Consider the following 16,770-nt stretch of genomic DNA (forward strand, 5'->3'; position numbering starts at 1 on the left):
GAATTTTATGTTAATAAAAAATGCTAGACTTAGAAATAGAGAAAATTTAGTAGATATATTAATAGAAAATGGGGAAATAACAAAAATAGAAGAAAATATAAATATTGATAATGATGAAATAATTGATGCTAATGGGAATTTAGCAGTACCACCTTTTATAGAGCCACATGTTCATTTAGACACTACATTAACAGCAGGTGAGCCAAAGTGGAATGAAAGTGGAACGCTTTTTGAAGGTATTGAGAGATGGTCAGAGAGAAAGCAATCTTTAACTATAGAGGATGTTAAAAAAAGAGCTAGAACTGCAATAAAGTGGCAGGTAGCAAGTGGTATTCAATATATAAGAACCCATGTTGATACAACAGACCCTGACTTAACAGCAGTGAAGGCTATGGTTGAGCTTAGAGAAGAACTTAAGGATTTTATAACACTACAAATAGTTGCTTTTCCACAGGAAGGAATACTTTCATATCCTAATGGACTAGAACTTCTTGAAGAAGCAGTTAAGCTTGGAGCAGACGTTATTGGCGCTATACCTCATTTTGAGTTTACTAGAGAATATGGTGTTCAATCTATAGAAGAAATATTTAAACTTGCTAAGAAGTATAATACTTTAATTGATGTTCATTGTGATGAAATTGATGATGAGCAGTCAAGATTTGTTGAAGTGCTTGCATGCAAAGCTTACGAAAATAATATGGGAGAAAGAGTAACAGCGAGTCATACAACAGCTATGCACTCTTATAATAATGCTTATGCATATAAGCTATTTAGGCTTTTAAAAATGTCTAATATGAATTTCGTAGCAAATCCATTAGTTAACATACATCTTCAAGGAAGATTTGATACATATCCTAAGAGAAGAGGAATAACTAGAGTTAAGGAAATGCTTGAAAATAATATTAATATTTGTTTTGGACATGATGACATATTCGACCCATGGTATCCTTTAGGAACAGGCAATATGCTTCAAGTACTTCATATGGGATTACATGTATGTCAAATTATGGGATATAGCCAAATTAATGAATCAATAGATTTAATTACAAACAATAGTGCAAGAACTTTAAATATACAAGATAAATATGGAATTGAAGAAGGTAAGGCTGGTAATTTAATTATTTTACCAGCTGAAAATCCATATGATGCAGTAAGAAGGCAAGTTCCAGTATTATACTCAATAAGAAATGGCAGAGTAATTGCAAGTACTAAAGTAAGTGAAACAAATGTATTTATAGATGGTACTGAGAAGATTGATTTTAAAAAGTAAATGATTATTATAAAGAGGAGCTTTTATATAAAGCTTCTTTTTTATATATAAATATTAATTAGTAGAACTTAATTGATTGTTTAAAAATACTTATATAAAGGAAGCATTATTTAATAGGGGTTGAAAAATTTTGGGGTTAATAAACAGAAATATACAACCATTTAACCCAACGGATGATGAAAGATATGAAATGATTAAGAGTACATTAATAGAGGATAACCATATTGAAGATTTTAATAATATAATTGAACTACTTTCTCCTCCAGAGGATATCGAGAAAGTAGGATCTAAGAAGAAATGTAAGGGAGTAAAGGTTGGTATAATAGGTGGTGGTCTCGCAGGTTTAGCGGCAGCTTTTGAACTTAGAAAATTAGGTTTTGATATTACTATATTCGAAATGAATAAGGAACGTATTGGGGGTAGAGTATATACTTATTATTTTGATAAAAAGAAAAAATGTTACGGCGAACTAGGGGCAATGAGAATACCAGTTAGTCATGAAACTACGTGGCATTACATTAACTTATTTAATTTAAATACTAGACCTTTTATTGAGTTTAATGAAAATGCGTTTCTATATGTAAGAAATATACGTGTAAGAAATGATTTTAAAGGAAAAAATGTTATGGAAAAGATATATCCTGAATTTAATTTAAATTCATGGGAGAAAACTATGCCTTGGAATGAATTAATAGATTATGCACTTGGCGGTCAGTTAATAAAATTAAGTCCACAAATAAGAAGAGAGATATTAGAAGCTAAAAGAGAGTATGCTAAAGAGATAGAGGGACTTGGAAGCTTAAGTATTAGAGAAGTTATGGAACAGATGAAACTAAGTGAAGGTGCTATACAACTAATTTCTTGTATAAATACTGTATTAAGTTATTTTTATTACAGTAGCTATATTGAAAATTTACAAGAAGAATATGTTGCAAATTATGAATACAGATATGAAGTGGTCGGTGGAATGTCAAATCTTCCATTATCATTTTATAATTCACTTATGGATAACGGTAAAGATAAAAATGAAAGTAAAGTATGCTTTAAGAGTGGGAAAACTGTAGTTTCTATAGAAAAATGTAATAAGAAAACAGTTAGATTAAATTATTGTAGTGAAAGGTCATCTGAAATTACAAGTGAGAATTTTGATTATGTTATTTGTACAATTCCATTTTCAAGTTTACGAAATGTAAATATAAATCCGGAATTTAGTACTGAGAAAATGCAAGCTATCAAAGAGTTAGGATATATATCAGCACAAAAAACACTTCTTATGTGTAAAGAATGTTTTTGGGAGAAGGGAAACAGTGATGAAATTATAATTGGTGGTTCATCTAATACTGATTTACCAATAGGTAGTATATGGTATCCGAATTATAAAAATAATTGTGATAAGAAAGAGGACGGGTATAAGAGAAAGGGAGTTCTTTTAGCATCTTATAATATGAATGAGGATGCAATAAGATTAGGTAATATGGAACCTAAAGCTCGTGTTGTTAAGGTTAAGAGAGATGTTGAGGCTGTACATGGACTTACTAATAATTATCTTGATTCAATCGTTGAAGAATATAAAACTATTAATTGGGATAGTGAGAAAGGATTTTATGGTGGTTTTTCAAACTTCATGCCAAATGGGCAAAAGCTTTTTGCTTATGCATCAGAGAAGCCGGAATATAATAATAGAGTCTATTTTGCAGGAGAACATGTTTCGTTAACTCATGGTTGGATGCAAGGTTCATTAAACAGCGCTATGAAGGTGGCAAATGATATAGCAAAACATTGTAAATAATATTATAAAATACTTTTGATAAATATTAATTTTAATTCTTTAAAATTTAATATTATATTAAATTTTAGTATGAAAAGGATATAGTTTTCAACAATTGTTAAAAATATAACGTTATATTTATTAATATTGCAATGAAAATGTTGACATAGTACAAGTGAGCGTTTACAATGAAAATGCAAGTAAATGCTTATATTAACAAAGGTATCATGGGTTTATTTTGATAATTTTGTAAAGTTATAGTGCTTACTGCAGTTTTGAAATTATATGAGTGGAGGGTATTATATTATGAATATACTTGTAATTAACTGTGGTAGTTCATCTTTGAAGTATCAATTAATTGATATGAAAAATGAAAAAAATATAGCTCAAGGAATAGTTGAGAGAATTGGAATAGAAGGTTCTAGATTAGTTCATAAAAGAAATGATGAAAAACACAGTATAGAATCAGTGGTTAATAATCACAAAGATGCAATAGGACTAGTTCTTAATGCATTAACAGATAAAAATATTGGAGTGATTTCAAGCTTAGATGAAATTACAGCTGTTGGACATAGGGTAGTTCACGGAGGCGAGAAGTATTCAAAGTCAGTTATAATAGATGGAGAAGTTATTGCATATTTAGAAGATTGTTCAAAGCTTGCACCACTTCATAATCCAGCAAATATAACTGGTATAAGAGCCTGTCAAAACTTAATGGGAGATACTCCTATGATAGCTGTTTTTGATACAGCATTCCATCAAACATTACCAGAAAAAGCGTATATTTATCCAATAGATTATATTCTTTATAAAAGTCATAAAATAAGAAAATACGGGTTCCATGGAACTTCCCATAAATATGTATCTCAAAAACTAGCAGATACAATGGAAAGAGACATAAAGGATTTAAAAATAATAACTTGCCATCTTGGAAATGGAGCAAGTATTGCTGCTGTAAAGAACGGTGAATGTATTGATACAACAATGGGTTTCACACCACTTGCAGGAATTCCAATGGGTACAAGATCAGGAAATATAGATCCATCAATAATACCATTCTTAGTTGAAGAATGTGGATATACTATTGAAGAAGTAAGTAAGTCTTTAAATAATGATTCAGGAGTACTTGGTGTTTCTGGAGTAAGTTCTGATTTTAGAGATATTGAAGATGCAGTAAAAGAAGGTAATAAAAGAGCTCAGCTTGCATTAGATATATTCCATTATAGAATAAGAGAGGTCATTGGTTCATATATTGTAGCAATGGGTGGAGTTGATGCAATAGTATTTACAGCTGGAGTTGGTGAAAATTCACCAGAAACTAGAGAAGAGTGCTTAAAGAATTTAGAATTCTTAGGAATTGAATTAGATACAGAAAAAAACAAAGTAAGAGGTAAACTTAGTGAAATCTCAAAAGAAGGATCTAAAGTAAAAGCTTACGTAGTTCCAACAAATGAAGAATTAATGATTGCTAAAGAGACAACAAATCTTTTAAAGTAATTTAAGCAAATTAGGGATGTTATAGGACATCCCTTTATGCATATTTGAAATCTTTTTGCAGTTGTAATTTAAGTTATATTAATATATAATGAAAAAAACAAATATAGAATGATAGGTTTCTAAAAAAACTATTTTAGAATTAAAAGGGAAAGTGGTTAGAGTCCACTACAGCCCCCGCTACTGTAATAGCAGATGAATCTCTATGTATCCACTGGTTTTTAACTGGGAAGGAAGAGAGGATGATGAAGCTTAAGTCAGGAGACCTACCTATTGTTAAGCCATACTTCGGAGGGAAGGTAAGGGATAATTTAAAAGTTATTCATTTAAAGTTGTGTTTAAAATAGGTTTAGTTAATTAAATTTATTAAATAACTTTAAAATTTTTGAATTTTCTAGCGTCCTCATGTGAGGACGCTTTTTTATTTGCCTAATTATAATTAGAGTAATAATTTAATAAGAGCTGTCAATTTATATGTTAAGGAGAATTTGTTATGAAAAAAGCAATCGTTGTAGTTAGCTTCGGGACAAGCTATGAGAGACCTTTAAAAAACTCAATAGAAAATATAGAGAATAAAATAAAAGAAGAATTTAATGAGTATGAAGTACATAGAGCATTTACATCACATATGATTATTAGAAAAATAGAAAAAGTTAAAGGTATCAAAATACCAACACCAGAAGAAAAATTACAAGAACTATATGAAAATGGAATTAAGGAAGTAATAATGCAACCACTTCATATAATTCCAGGAGAAGAATACGAATACATACAAAAAGTGCAAGATGATTTTAAAGATAAATTTGATGTTATAAAACTTGGAAGACCAATATTTTATTATCAAGGAGTAGAGGGAGTTCCAGAGGATTATACTTTGTTTATAAGATCAATTGAAAATGTACTTAAAGAAAATGAAAATATTGTTATGTTTGGACATGGAACATCACACCCAGCAGGAGCTGTATATGGATGTATCCAAGCAGTTCTTCAAGATGAAGGGTATGATAATGTTTTCGTAGGGACAGTAGAAGGATATCCAAGCTTTGACAATGTATTAACTAGATTGAAAAAAAAGAATATAAAAGAAATATTACTTATGCCGTTAATGGTAGTTGCAGGAGATCATGTTATAAATGATATGGCATCAGATGAAGAGGATTCATGGAAATCTTTATTTGAAGCTGAAGGGATAAAAGTTAATCTATATATGAAAGGTCTTGGAGAAATAGAGGAATTTAGTAAACTATATATAAATAGAGTTGATGATTTAATTAACGATAGGTATGTAGGCGTAGGACATACTAAAAAGGGGAGTAGAAATGAAGACACTAATTGTTTCGTCAAACTGTAGTGGTGGTGGAAAGACAACAGTTACTTTAGGATTAATGAAAGCTTTGAAAAATAGAAATTATGATATTCAAAGCTTTAAAGTTGGTCCAGATTATATAGATACAGGATTTCATAGTGAAATTACAATGAAACCTTCAAGAAATTTAGATATTCACTTAATGGGAGAAGAGGGCGTTAGAGCTTCTTTTTCTAGAGGATATGGAGATTTAGCAATAGTCGAAGGGGTTATGGGGTTATATGATGGAAAAGGTATTACAGATGAATGTTCAACTTATTCTGTATCAAAAACTTTAGATGATGCACCAATTATTTTAGTTATAACTCCAAAAGCGCAAAGTATTACTTTATGTGCAGAATTAAATGGAATAAAAGACTTTAGAGATGCAAATATAGTAGGAGTAATATTAAACTGTATAACACCAAGTTATTATGTTTTATTAAAAACATTAATTGAAGAAAATTGCAAACTTAAAGTTTTTGGATATATTCCAAAAGATGAAACTTTAAAACTAGAAAGTAGACATTTAGGATTAGTACAAAGTATAGAAATAGATAATCTTAAAGAGAAGATTGAACACTGCGCTAAATTAATAGAAGAGTTTGTTGATTTAGACTCATTAATAATGTCTTTTAAAGAAGTAAAAAAATGTGAGGATACATTCCATATAAATAATTATAATAAAAAAATAGGTATTGCTTTTGATGAAGCATTTAGATTTTATTATAAAGAAAACTTAGAACTTTTAGAAGAAGCTGGGGATGTTGTCTATTTTAGTCCTCTAAGAGATAAGGAATTGCCAAAGGGGTTAGACTTTATTTATATAGGGGGAGGATATCCTGAAGTATTTAAAGAAAAACTTAGTGAAAATAAAACCATGTTAAATAGTATTAAAGTCGCATTAGAAAATGGAACACATTGCTATGCAGAATGTGGTGGACTTATGTATTTAACAGAAAGTATAGATGAAGCACCAGTCGTTGGCTTTTTTAAAGGGAAGAGTATTATGACAGGAAAACTTAATAGATTTGGATATGCTAATTTATATTTTAATGATATTAAAGTAAATTGTCATGAATTCCATAAGTCAAAAGTAGAATCAGAAGAAGATACTATTTATAATATTGAAAAGCTTAATTATAAAGGTGAAATTAAAAGGTGGACTTGTGGATATAAGAAGAAAAATACATTAGCTGGATATCCTCATATACATTTCTTTGGGAACTTAGAGTTTTTAAAATATATTTTAAAGAAAGAAGATGAAATTTAATGGACTATATAAAGAATCCTATGGAGATAGAAAATAAGAGTTTTGAAATAATAGGAAACGAAATGGGAGAGCACAACTTTAATGAAGAACAATTAAAGATTGTAAAAAGAGTAATCCATACTACAGCAGATTTTGAATATGCAGATTTAATAGAAATAAGTAATGGAGCAATAGAGGCAGCAAAAGAGGCTTTTAAGCATAAGCCGACTATTTATACTGACACAAATATGGCTCTATCTGGAATAAATAAAATGGCACTTGGCAAATTAGAAGGAAAAGCTATTTGCTATGTAAACTTAGATGAAGTTCATAAGGAAGCAAAAGAAAAAGGAATTACAAGATCTATGGCAGCAGTTTCTAAAGCAGCTAGCGATAATGTTGATATCTTTGTTTTTGGAAATGCACCAACAGCATTATTTAAGTTAAAAGAACTTATTAAAGCTGGAAAAGTAGCACCAAAACTTATTGTAGCTGTACCAGTTGGATTTGTTGGAGCTGCTGAAAGTAAGGAAAACTTAGAAGAATTAAATATACCTTTCATAACTGTAAAAGGTAGAAAAGGTGGCAGCACTGTAGCTGCAGCAATCGTTAATGCATTAATGTATGGATCTGTTGAAAGGGGATAACAAAAATGTTAGACCTTTATGTTGAAAGTGGAGGTAAAAAGTTAAGATGCGGTTATACAACTGGATCTTGCGCCGCAGCAGCCTCTAAAGCAGCAAGTTTTATGTTATTTAATAATATTGATTTAGAATATATTGAAATAGATACACCTAAAGGAATTAAACTTAATATAAAGATTAATTCAATTGAGAGGGGAAAAGACTATGTAAAAGCTTCTGTTATTAAAGATGGTGGAGATGATATTGATGCAACAGATGGAATTGAAGTATTCTCTACAGTTCAAAAGACTGAAGAAGGCTATGAACTAACAGGTGGAATTGGAGTTGGAATTGTAACTAAAGATGGATTATCAGTTAAAAAAGGGGAATATGCAATAAATCCAGTTCCGAGAAAAATGATAAGAGAAGAAGTTATGAAAGTTATTCCGAAAGATTGTAGTGTTAAAGTTTCAATATCAATACCAGAAGGCATTTTATGTGCTAAGAAAACTTTTAATCCAAGACTTGGAATTGAAGGTGGAATTTCAGTTCTTGGAACAACTGGAATAGTATATCCAATGTCAGAAGATGCACTTAAAGAATCAATAAGAATAGAAATTAAACAAAAATCTATTGGAAGAGATAGGATTGTATTAACTTTTGGGAATATTGGTGAAAGATGTGCTAAAGGTTTAGGGTTTAAGGAAGAAGAAATTGTAATTATATCAAACTTCGTAGGATTTGCCCTTGAGTGTCTAGCAGCTTCAAATATTAAAAAAGTAATTCTTGTAGGGCATATAGGAAAAGTAAGTAAAATAGCTTACGGATGCTTTAATACGCATAGTAGAGTTAGCGATGTAAGACTTGAAGTTATGGCATTAGAACTTACACTGCTTGGATATGATTTAAAACTTGTTAATGAAGTATTAGAGCAGAAAACATCTGAAGGTGCAGTAGAATTTCTAGGTAGTGGATATGAAAGATTATATAAAAATATCGGAGAAAAAATAGTAAATAGAATGAAAATATATACTTATGATGAAATGGAATGTGATGCAATAATGTATCATGGATTCTCAGATTACACTGTTTTATATAATTCTTTAGAGGAGAAATAATATGATTTATATAGTAGGATTAGGTCCAGGAAATAAAGACTATATACTAAAAAAGGCAGAAGATATACTTAAAGGTAGCGATTTAATAATAGGATTTGATAGAGCTATTGATTCATTAGATTTTATAAATAATAAAAAAATCAAAATTAATAAATTAAAAGAAATTATTGAAATAGCTGAAAATTATGATGATAAGAGTAATTTAGCTATTGTAGCATCAGGAGATCCGATGTTTTATGGTATTTCTAATTATATTAATAATAATTGCACAAAAGAAATTAAAGTTATACCTGGTATAAGCTCATTTCAGTATTTAATGTGTAATATTAATAAGTCATGGAATAATGCGCATACAGGAAGTTTACACGGAAGAGAAGAGGATTTTATAAATAATGTAAAACAAAATGAAGTTAGTATTTGGCTTTGTGATAATAAAAATACCCCAAGTCTTCTTTGTGAAAAACTAGTCAATAATAATATTAACTGTTTAGTTACAGTTGGAGAAAATTTATCTTATGAAGATGAAAGAATAGTTGCTAACTATCCAGAAGTTTTAAAAGATATGGAATTTAATAACTTATCAATAATAGTAATAGAAAGAAAGTTATAGGTGTAGAAAATGATTTTAATTAAAGATAGTGAGTTCATTAGAGGCAATTGTCCAATGACAAAAGAAGATATAAGAGCACTTTCAATATGGAAGATGGATTTAAGAGAGGATTCTAAAGTTTTAGATATAGGGTCTGGAACAGGAACAATAACAGTACAATCCGCTAAAATTGCAACAGAAGGTAAAGTTTATGCAGTTGAAAAAGACTCAGATGCTTACGAAGTTTCAATGAAAAATATTGAAAAGTTTAATTGCAATAATATTGAACTTACAAAAGGTGATGCTAGAGACGTTTTAGATTTACATATAGAAAATAAATTATTATTTGATTCTATATTTATTGGAGGGTCAGGTGGTGGACTTTTAGATATTATAGAAAAAAGTGATAAGTTATTAAAAGAGAATGGAGTTATCGTTATGAACTTTATTACTTTAAATAATGCTTATAAAGGAATTGATAAAGTTAAGAGTTTAAACTATAAAACTGATATATCAATGGTTAATATAAGTAAAAACAAAGGTGAAAGTTATATGATGATAGCGAATAACCCAATTTATATAGTTAAATGTGTAAGAAAAGGGGATGAATAAAGATATGGCAACTTTATATGGAATAGGTGTAGGACCTGGAGATACTGAGTTAATAACTGTAAAGGCAGTTAGAATTATAAAAGAATGTGATGTTATAGTTGCGCCAAGTGCAATGGCAGGCGGAGTAAGCATAGCATTAGAAACTGTAAAAGAGTACATAGAAGATGGAACAGAAGTGGTAGTTAAACAATTCCCAATGGGAGGTAAAGATCAAGAGGCTAAAATTAAGGAAGCTTATGATTTTATTGAAGATAAGTTAAAGGAAGGCAAAAATGTATGTTTTTTAACAATTGGAGATCCATTTGTATATAGCACATATATATATTTATTAAACAATATGCAAAAAAAGCATTTTAATGTTGAGACTGTACCGGGTATTACATCTTTCTGCGCAGCTGCTAGTATTGTTGAAAGAACTTTAGTAATTGGAGATAACAGATTAACAATACTTCCAGCTTCAAAAGTTAATGAAATAACAGATGAAAAGTATGTTGTTATTATGAAGGTATATAAGAAGGAAGAAGAAGTTTTAAATCTTTTAGAAGAAAAAGGTTTTGATTATGTTTACGTAAGTAGAGCAGGTAGAGAAGGACAATTAACATTAACAGATAGAGAAGAAATATTAAACTGCAGAGACTATATGTCTCTAATTTTAGCAAGTAAGGAATAGAGGTAAAGATTATGGTTTATTTTATAGGAGCAGGTCCAGGAGATGTAGATTTAATTACAGTTAAAGGAAGAGATACTTTAAGTAAGGCTGACATTGTAATATATGCAGGCTCACTAGTTGCAAAAGAGCATATGGACTTTTGTAAAGAGGGAGTAGAAATATATAATTCAGCAAGTATGACTTTAGATGAAGTAATTGAAGTTATAAAAAATAATAAAGATAAGTTAGTAGTAAGACTTCATACAGGAGACCCTTCAATATATGGAGCAATAAAAGAGCAAATGGATGAACTTGATAAATTCGGATTAGAATATAAAGTTATACCAGGGGTAAGTTCTTTCGTTGCAGCAGCATCATCAATAAAGAAGGAATTTACACTCCCATCAGTAACTCAAACAGTTATATTAACAAGAGTTGAAGGTAGAACAAAAGTTCCAGAAACAGAAGATTTAGAAAGATTAGCCTCAATTGGAGCTTCAATGGCTTTATTTTTATCAATATCAATGATTGATAAAGTAGTAGCAAAACTTAGAAAAGGTTATGGAAGAAATGTTCCTATAGCTGTTATTGCAAGAGCTACTTGGGAAGATGAAAAGATAATAATTGGAACACTTGATGATATTTCAAAAAAAGTTAAAGAAGAAGGAATAAACAAGTGCGCTCAAATTTTAGTTGGAGATTTTATAGATTGTGAGTATGAAAAGAGTTTACTTTATGATAAGACATTTACACATATGTTTAGAGAAGGAATAAAGTAAAAATGATAAGCATAATTAGTGTTACTTTAAAAGGTGATCCAATTGCTTATAAAATTAAAGAAAAATTCGGAGGACATATATTTTCAAAGTCAAATAATGAAAGCTTTAGTTTAAATGATGTAACAAAGGAATCTTTTGAAAATTATGAAGCTATTGTATTTATAAGTTCAACAGGAATTGCAGTACGTGCAATATCTAAATATTTAGTGTGTAAAGATGTAGATCCAGCAGTTATTGTTGTTGATGTTTGCAATAATTTTACAATAAGTTTAGTGTCAGGACATTTAGGTGGTGCTAACAAATTAACTAATGAAATCTCAAAAGTGCTAAATAACGTACCTGTAATAACAACTGCTACAGATAATATGAGCATTATAGCACCAGATATTATGGCAAAAGATAATAATTTAGTAATCGAAGATTTAAAAAAAGCTAAGGTTATTGCAAGTAGACTTGTAAATAAGAAAGATGTTTATTTCAAAGATGATAACAATAAGATAAGTTGTCCAAATGGATATATTAAAACTGATGAAATAAAAGATAATACAGTTTGGATAACTAATAAAAGTGAAGAGAATAAAAATGTTTTAAAACTAATTAGAAAAGAAGTGGTTTTAGGAATTGGATGTAGAAAAAATACTGATTCAATAAAGCTTAGAGAGTTTGTATATAAAGTTTTAGAAGAAAATAATTTAGATAAGAGAAGTGTTAAGTTAATTACATCTATAGATATAAAAAAAGATGAAAATGCTATTTTAGATTTAGTAGAAGAACTTAATACAGAAAAAAGATTTTTTAGTAGTGAAGAAATAATGACAGTAGAAGAAAAATATGAAGGCAGTGACTTTGTAAAGTCTATAGTTGGAGTTAAGGCTGTGAGTGAACCAGTTGTTGAACTTTCAGGTGGACATATTATTATAGATAAAATCAAAAATAGTGGAATGACTTTAACTGTTGGAATATTAAATGAAGGAGATATATAGATGGGAAAATTATATGTAATTGGAATTGGTCCAGGAGGCCTTGAACATATGACTTTAAAGGCTAAAAAGGCTATTGAAGAAAGTGATGTAATTGTTGGATATACAAAGTATATTGATATGATAAAACCTCTTATAGAAGGTAAAGAAGTATTTATGACTGGAATGAGGGGAGAAGAAGCTAGATGCAAGGAAGCTTTAAGACTTTCTAAAGATAAAGATGTTGCACTAGTTAGTACTGGAGATTCAGGAATTTACGGAATGGCTGGACTTATATTAGAACTTAGAGTTGATGAGGATGTAGAAGTTATACCTGGATTAACAGCTTCAAGTGCAGCAGGTTCAGCAGTTGGTGCACCACTTATGCATGATAATTGTAATATTAGCTTAAGTGATTTAATGACTCCTTACGAATTAATTAAGAAAAGAGTTAAGATGGCAGCAGATGGTGACTTTATAATTTCATTATATAACCCAAGAAGTAAGGGGAGAGCTCATTATTTAAGAGAATGTATCGATATAATAAGAGAATTTAGAGACGATAATACTCCTGTTGCAGTAGTAAGACATGCACTTAGAGAAGGAGAAGATATAAAATTATTCAACCTTGGTAATTTTGATGATACAGTTGTTGATATGTTTTCTATAGTTATTATAGGTAACTCACAAAGTTATATTAAAGGGGATAAATTTATTACACCAAGAGGATATAAAATATGATAGGTTTCGTACTTGGGACATCTGAAGGTCATGAAATTTTATCTTCTATAAATGAATTTACAGAAGATATTTTTGTTTCTACTTCAACTCAGTATGGAGGCGACTTATTAAAGAACTATAAAATAAAACATTTAAATTGTAAGCCGTTAAATGAAGAGGAATTTAAGGCGTATATTAAAAGATTAAATATTAATATATTTGTTGATGGTTCACATCCTTACGCAAAGGAAGTTTCTAAAACTCTTATTAAAGTGTGCAAGGAATTAAATGTTAAGTACATAAGATATGAAAGAAAAAGTTATTTTGATTTAATAGAAAACAATGAAAATATAATTAAAATAGATGATTATAGTGAACTAGAGGAAGCACTAAAAAATATTGATGGTAATGTTTTAAATACTACAGGAAGTAATAATGCTTTAAATATAAATAATTTAAATTTAAAAAATAGAGTTATTCATAGAGTGCTGCCATCACCTTCAATATTGAAGAAGTTAGTAGATAATGGCATAAAACTAGATAATATAATTGCTATTAAGGGTCCATTTGGAAGGTATATTAATGATGGAATAATTAAAGAATATAATATTAAAGCTATTATAACAAAAGATAGTGGACTTGAAGGTGGAGTTTTAGAAAAGGTAGAATCAGCTTTTGAAAATAAAGCAAAAGTTATTCTTATAAACAAACCTAAAGTTAACTATAAAATAGCTTTTAATAATATAGATAAAATGATTAAATTTATAAAAAAAGAATTGGGGGAATTTTAAATTGAAAAAATTAAGTTTTGTTGTATTTGCATTTATGCTTGCACTTACCATTCCTATGAATGCTTATGCAATGCATATAGCTGAAGGTGCTATCTCACTAAATTGGTGTTTATTTTACTTCTTAGTTTCAGCGCCATTTATAATTTTAAGTATTAGAGAACTTAGAAAATTAATTAAGAAAAATAGTGATGTGAAAATGTTACTAGGGCTTATGGCGGCATATATATTTATGATGTCAGCTATGAAACTACCATCAGTTACAGGTAGTTCATCACATCCTACAGGAACAGGTCTTGGTGCTATTATATTTGGGCCGATTATTGTTGTTATTATTTCAGTTGTAGTTTTATTATTCCAAGCGCTATTATTAGCACATGGTGGAATAACAACTTTAGGAGCAAACGTGTTATCAATGGGTATTATAGGGCCTTTCGTAGCTTATGGTATTTATAGATTATTTAGAAAGAAAAATACAGAAGTTGCAGTATTTTTAGGATGTTTCCTTGGAGATTTAACAACTTATGTAGTTACTTCAATTCAGTTAGCTCTTGCTTATCCATCAGATATAGGAGGATTTGCAGCATCAGCTACTAAATTTATGGGAATCTTTGCTGTTACTCAAATTCCACTTGCAATAGTTGAAGGAATTGTATCTGTAATAATATTCAATTTTGTAAGAAAACACTGCAAACAAGAGTTATCAGAAATAGAGGAGGGATTATTATAATGAAGAAAAAAAATATACTTTTAATAATTTTATGTATAATTTTAGTTGTAATGCCCTTTGTAGTTAATAAAAATGGTGCTTTTGAAGGTGCAGATAGCCAAGCTGATGAATTAATAGGTGAAATAAATCCACATTATGAACCTTGGTTTGAAAGCTTCTGGACACCGCCATCAGGAGAAGTTGAAAGTTTCTTATTTGCTACTCAAGCTGCTATAGGAGCAGGATTTATAGGATATTTTGTTGGTAAGAAGAAGGGACAAAGTGATAAGGCTAATAAATCTTTATAGTAATAATAGCAAACTAGCTTATATACATCCTGTTGAGAAAATAATAATTGTATTATTTTCTCTAATAGGATGTAGCTATACAAAAAATATTTACATTATTATTGGAAATATTTTTTTGTTTTTATTATTAAATATAATTGCAAAAAATCCATTAGTTATAGTTAAGAAGTTTATAGGTGTAGCATTAGTTTTTACAGTGTTTACATCTATAACAATGTTTTGGCAAGGACAATCAATAAGCTTAATACTTTTAGTCGTATTAAGAGGAATTAACGGTGCTATTACATTAAGCTTTTTAGCACTTACAACTCCTATAAATCACATAGTAGCAGTGATTAGTAAATTTGAATACACAAGAGATATTGCAGATATAATAAATCAAATGGAAAGGTTTATTATGCTTTTAGAAGAAGATTTTAATTTAACATTTAAAGCTATTAGATGTAGAGGTGGATTCTCATCTTTTAAAAAAAGTGTGAAGGACTATGGACTTGGTTTTGGGATAATATTTAAAAACTTAATTTCTAGATGGAGAGAAATAAATATTTCTTTAAAGAATAGAAATTATAGAGGAAGACATAATTATAGTTTTAATTTTAAATTCAATAAGATAATTATTAGTTTAGTAGTACTTTACTTTATATTATTAGTTGGATTTATTATTGCGTTAAAGTAATTTAAGTGAGGTGCAAAGCATTGATTAATATAGTAAGAAAAGAAATAAAACCATTAGATTATGAAGTTATGGAAATAGTAAGAGATAAAGTAGATTCTTTAGCAAAGCCTATTGGCAGTCTTGGTAAACTTGAAGATATAGTAATTAAGTTATCGGGAATTACAGGAGAAATAAAGAATACTGTACATAAGAAAGGCATAATAATTATGTCAGCAGATAATGGAGTAGTTGAAGAGGGAGTTGCATCAGCACCTCAATATGTAACACTTGCACAAACAAAAAATTTCATAAGGGGAAAGACTGGCGTTGCAGCTTTATCTAAAGTAAATGATACAGACTTAATAGTAATTGATGTTGGTATAAATAGTGATGAAGTAATAAAAAATGTTATAAATAAAAAGATAAGAAAAGGAACAAGTAACATTTATAAAGGACGAGCTATGAGCTATGAAGAAGCAATAAGAGCTATAAATATTGGAATTGAAGCTACAAAGAAAGCTAAAGATGATGGATATGATGTAATTGGTGTTGGTGAAATGGGAATAGGAAATACAACAACATCATCTGCTGTGCTTTTATCTATGTTAGATTGTAACCTTGAAGATGTCGTAGGTAAAGGTGGTGGAATTACACTTACTTCATTTGAAAAAAAGAAGGAAGTTGTAAGAAAATCAATTGAAATAAATAATATAGATTTTAAAGACCCTATTGATATTGTATCTAAAGTTGGTGGATTTGATATAGCTGCAATGGCAGGAGTATTTTTAGGCGCTGCTTATTATAGAGTTCCAGTTGTAGTTGATGGTTTTATATCAGCAGTTGCAGCCTTGCTTGCAAGTAGAATAAATCCTTTAGTTAAAGGCTTTTTATTCCCATCTCATAAGTCAGCTGAAATAGGATATAATGCGATAATGGAAGACTTAGAATTAAGTCCAATGGTAGATTTGGATATGAGACTTGGAGAAGGTAGTGGATGTCCTATAGCTTTTTCAATAATGGAGTTTGCAATAGGAATGCTTAATAACATGGCAACATTTGAGGAAGCTAATATTGATGATAGCTATATAGAAGAAGTAAAAGGAAAAGAAAATTATATTGTTTAAGGAGAGAA

The 16,770-nt window shown here is 29.4% G+C and carries 18 protein-coding genes and 1 riboswitch; all 18 genes read left to right on the forward strand.

Annotated elements, in window-relative coordinates:
- The first annotated feature begins 7 nt into the window (after window positions 1-7).
- The 18 genes from RSF37_RS05655 (at window position 8) to cobT (ending at window position 16,762) form a co-directional block, all read left to right on the forward strand.
- Window positions 8-1,270: a cytosine deaminase gene (locus tag RSF37_RS05655; protein ID WP_332563426.1), complete on the forward strand. Its 1,263-nt coding sequence runs from the start codon at window positions 8-10 to the stop codon at window positions 1,268-1,270.
- 190 nt (window positions 1,271-1,460) lie between these two features.
- Window positions 1,461-3,059, forward strand: coding sequence for a flavin monoamine oxidase family protein (locus RSF37_RS05660; RefSeq protein ID WP_332563461.1), 1,599 nt, complete (start codon window positions 1,461-1,463; stop codon window positions 3,057-3,059).
- 285 nt (window positions 3,060-3,344) lie between these two features.
- Window positions 3,345-4,535, forward strand: coding sequence for an acetate/propionate family kinase (locus RSF37_RS05665; RefSeq protein WP_332563427.1), 1,191 nt, complete (start codon window positions 3,345-3,347; stop codon window positions 4,533-4,535).
- A 96-nt stretch (window positions 4,536-4,631) separates the two neighbouring features.
- Window positions 4,632-4,820, forward strand: a riboswitch (cobalamin riboswitch).
- A gap of 205 nt (window positions 4,821-5,025) precedes the next feature.
- Complete coding sequence (locus tag RSF37_RS05670; RefSeq protein WP_332563428.1) at window positions 5,026-5,883, forward strand: sirohydrochlorin cobaltochelatase; 858 nt, start codon at window positions 5,026-5,028, stop codon at window positions 5,881-5,883.
- Entirely contained in the window at window positions 5,852-7,150 is a 1,299-nt protein-coding gene (locus RSF37_RS05675) for a cobyrinate a,c-diamide synthase (RefSeq protein WP_332563429.1), read from the forward strand. The genes RSF37_RS05670 and RSF37_RS05675 overlap by 32 nt, the downstream gene beginning before the upstream one ends.
- A complete protein-coding gene (locus RSF37_RS05680; protein ID WP_332563430.1) occupies window positions 7,150-7,776 on the forward strand; it encodes a precorrin-8X methylmutase in 627 nt (208 codons plus the stop codon). The genes RSF37_RS05675 and RSF37_RS05680 overlap by 1 nt, the downstream gene beginning before the upstream one ends.
- A gap of 5 nt (window positions 7,777-7,781) precedes the next feature.
- Window positions 7,782-8,870 carry a cobalt-precorrin-5B (C(1))-methyltransferase CbiD gene (cbiD, locus tag RSF37_RS05685; protein WP_332563431.1) on the forward strand — a complete coding sequence of 363 codons (1,089 nt, stop codon included), beginning with the start codon at window positions 7,782-7,784 and terminating at the stop codon, window positions 8,868-8,870.
- A 1-nt stretch (window position 8,871) separates the two neighbouring features.
- A complete protein-coding gene (gene cbiE / locus RSF37_RS05690; RefSeq protein WP_332563432.1) occupies window positions 8,872-9,480 on the forward strand; it encodes a precorrin-6y C5,15-methyltransferase (decarboxylating) subunit CbiE in 609 nt (202 codons plus the stop codon).
- 9 nt (window positions 9,481-9,489) lie between these two features.
- A complete protein-coding gene (cbiT, locus tag RSF37_RS05695; RefSeq protein ID WP_332563433.1) occupies window positions 9,490-10,071 on the forward strand; it encodes a precorrin-6Y C5,15-methyltransferase (decarboxylating) subunit CbiT in 582 nt (193 codons plus the stop codon).
- 4 nt (window positions 10,072-10,075) lie between these two features.
- Entirely contained in the window at window positions 10,076-10,741 is a 666-nt protein-coding gene (locus RSF37_RS05700) for a cobalt-factor II C(20)-methyltransferase (RefSeq protein WP_332563462.1), read from the forward strand.
- Between the two features lie 11 nt (window positions 10,742-10,752).
- Window positions 10,753-11,499 carry a precorrin-4 C(11)-methyltransferase gene (gene cobM, locus RSF37_RS05705; protein WP_332563434.1) on the forward strand — a complete coding sequence of 249 codons (747 nt, stop codon included), beginning with the start codon at window positions 10,753-10,755 and terminating at the stop codon, window positions 11,497-11,499.
- 2 nt (window positions 11,500-11,501) lie between these two features.
- Window positions 11,502-12,482 (forward strand): cobalt-precorrin 5A hydrolase, encoded by a 981-nt coding sequence (gene cbiG / locus RSF37_RS05710; RefSeq protein ID WP_332563435.1) that lies wholly within the window; start codon window positions 11,502-11,504, stop codon window positions 12,480-12,482.
- Window positions 12,483-13,199, forward strand: a complete 717-nt coding sequence (gene cobJ / locus RSF37_RS05715) for a precorrin-3B C(17)-methyltransferase (RefSeq protein ID WP_332563436.1) — start codon at window positions 12,483-12,485, stop codon at window positions 13,197-13,199.
- Window positions 13,196-13,969 carry a cobalt-precorrin-6A reductase gene (locus tag RSF37_RS05720; RefSeq protein WP_332563437.1) on the forward strand — a complete coding sequence of 258 codons (774 nt, stop codon included), beginning with the start codon at window positions 13,196-13,198 and terminating at the stop codon, window positions 13,967-13,969. The genes cobJ and RSF37_RS05720 overlap by 4 nt, the downstream gene beginning before the upstream one ends.
- Before the next feature lies 1 nt (window position 13,970).
- Window positions 13,971-14,696: an energy-coupling factor ABC transporter permease gene (locus RSF37_RS05725; protein ID WP_442878516.1), complete on the forward strand. Its 726-nt coding sequence runs from the start codon at window positions 13,971-13,973 to the stop codon at window positions 14,694-14,696.
- The gene (locus tag RSF37_RS05730) at window positions 14,696-14,983 is read left to right on the forward strand and encodes an energy-coupling factor ABC transporter substrate-binding protein (RefSeq protein WP_332563438.1); all 288 of its coding nucleotides are present in this window, start codon (window positions 14,696-14,698) and stop codon (window positions 14,981-14,983) included. The genes RSF37_RS05725 and RSF37_RS05730 overlap by 1 nt, the downstream gene beginning before the upstream one ends.
- Window positions 14,958-15,659: an energy-coupling factor transporter transmembrane component T family protein gene (locus tag RSF37_RS05735; RefSeq protein ID WP_332563439.1), complete on the forward strand. Its 702-nt coding sequence runs from the start codon at window positions 14,958-14,960 to the stop codon at window positions 15,657-15,659. The genes RSF37_RS05730 and RSF37_RS05735 overlap by 26 nt, the downstream gene beginning before the upstream one ends.
- A gap of 20 nt (window positions 15,660-15,679) precedes the next feature.
- A complete protein-coding gene (cobT, locus tag RSF37_RS05740) occupies window positions 15,680-16,762 on the forward strand; it encodes a nicotinate-nucleotide--dimethylbenzimidazole phosphoribosyltransferase (RefSeq protein WP_332563440.1) in 1,083 nt (360 codons plus the stop codon).
- Window positions 16,763-16,770 lie beyond the last annotated feature (8 nt).

Source organism: Clostridium sp., from assembly GCF_036643715.1.
Taxonomy (GTDB): Bacteria; Bacillota; Clostridia; order Clostridiales; family Clostridiaceae; genus Clostridium.

Coding starts and splice junctions, on each gene's coding strand:
- RSF37_RS05655 (WP_332563426.1), top strand. CDS start 8: ATGTTAATAAAAAATGCTAGACTTAGAAATAGAGAAAATTTAGTAGAT.
- RSF37_RS05660 (WP_332563461.1), top strand. CDS start 1,461: ATGATTAAGAGTACATTAATAGAGGATAACCATATTGAAGATTTTAAT.
- RSF37_RS05665 (WP_332563427.1), top strand. CDS start 3,345: ATGAATATACTTGTAATTAACTGTGGTAGTTCATCTTTGAAGTATCAA.
- RSF37_RS05670 (WP_332563428.1), top strand. CDS start 5,026: ATGAAAAAAGCAATCGTTGTAGTTAGCTTCGGGACAAGCTATGAGAGA.
- RSF37_RS05675 (WP_332563429.1), top strand. CDS start 5,852: ATGAAGACACTAATTGTTTCGTCAAACTGTAGTGGTGGTGGAAAGACA.
- RSF37_RS05680 (WP_332563430.1), top strand. CDS start 7,150: ATGGACTATATAAAGAATCCTATGGAGATAGAAAATAAGAGTTTTGAA.
- cbiD (WP_332563431.1), top strand. CDS start 7,782: ATGTTAGACCTTTATGTTGAAAGTGGAGGTAAAAAGTTAAGATGCGGT.
- cbiE (WP_332563432.1), top strand. CDS start 8,872: ATGATTTATATAGTAGGATTAGGTCCAGGAAATAAAGACTATATACTA.
- cbiT (WP_332563433.1), top strand. CDS start 9,490: ATGATTTTAATTAAAGATAGTGAGTTCATTAGAGGCAATTGTCCAATG.
- RSF37_RS05700 (WP_332563462.1), top strand. CDS start 10,076: ATGGCAACTTTATATGGAATAGGTGTAGGACCTGGAGATACTGAGTTA.
- cobM (WP_332563434.1), top strand. CDS start 10,753: ATGGTTTATTTTATAGGAGCAGGTCCAGGAGATGTAGATTTAATTACA.
- cbiG (WP_332563435.1), top strand. CDS start 11,502: ATGATAAGCATAATTAGTGTTACTTTAAAAGGTGATCCAATTGCTTAT.
- cobJ (WP_332563436.1), top strand. CDS start 12,483: ATGGGAAAATTATATGTAATTGGAATTGGTCCAGGAGGCCTTGAACAT.
- RSF37_RS05720 (WP_332563437.1), top strand. CDS start 13,196: ATGATAGGTTTCGTACTTGGGACATCTGAAGGTCATGAAATTTTATCT.
- RSF37_RS05730 (WP_332563438.1), top strand. CDS start 14,696: ATGAAGAAAAAAAATATACTTTTAATAATTTTATGTATAATTTTAGTT.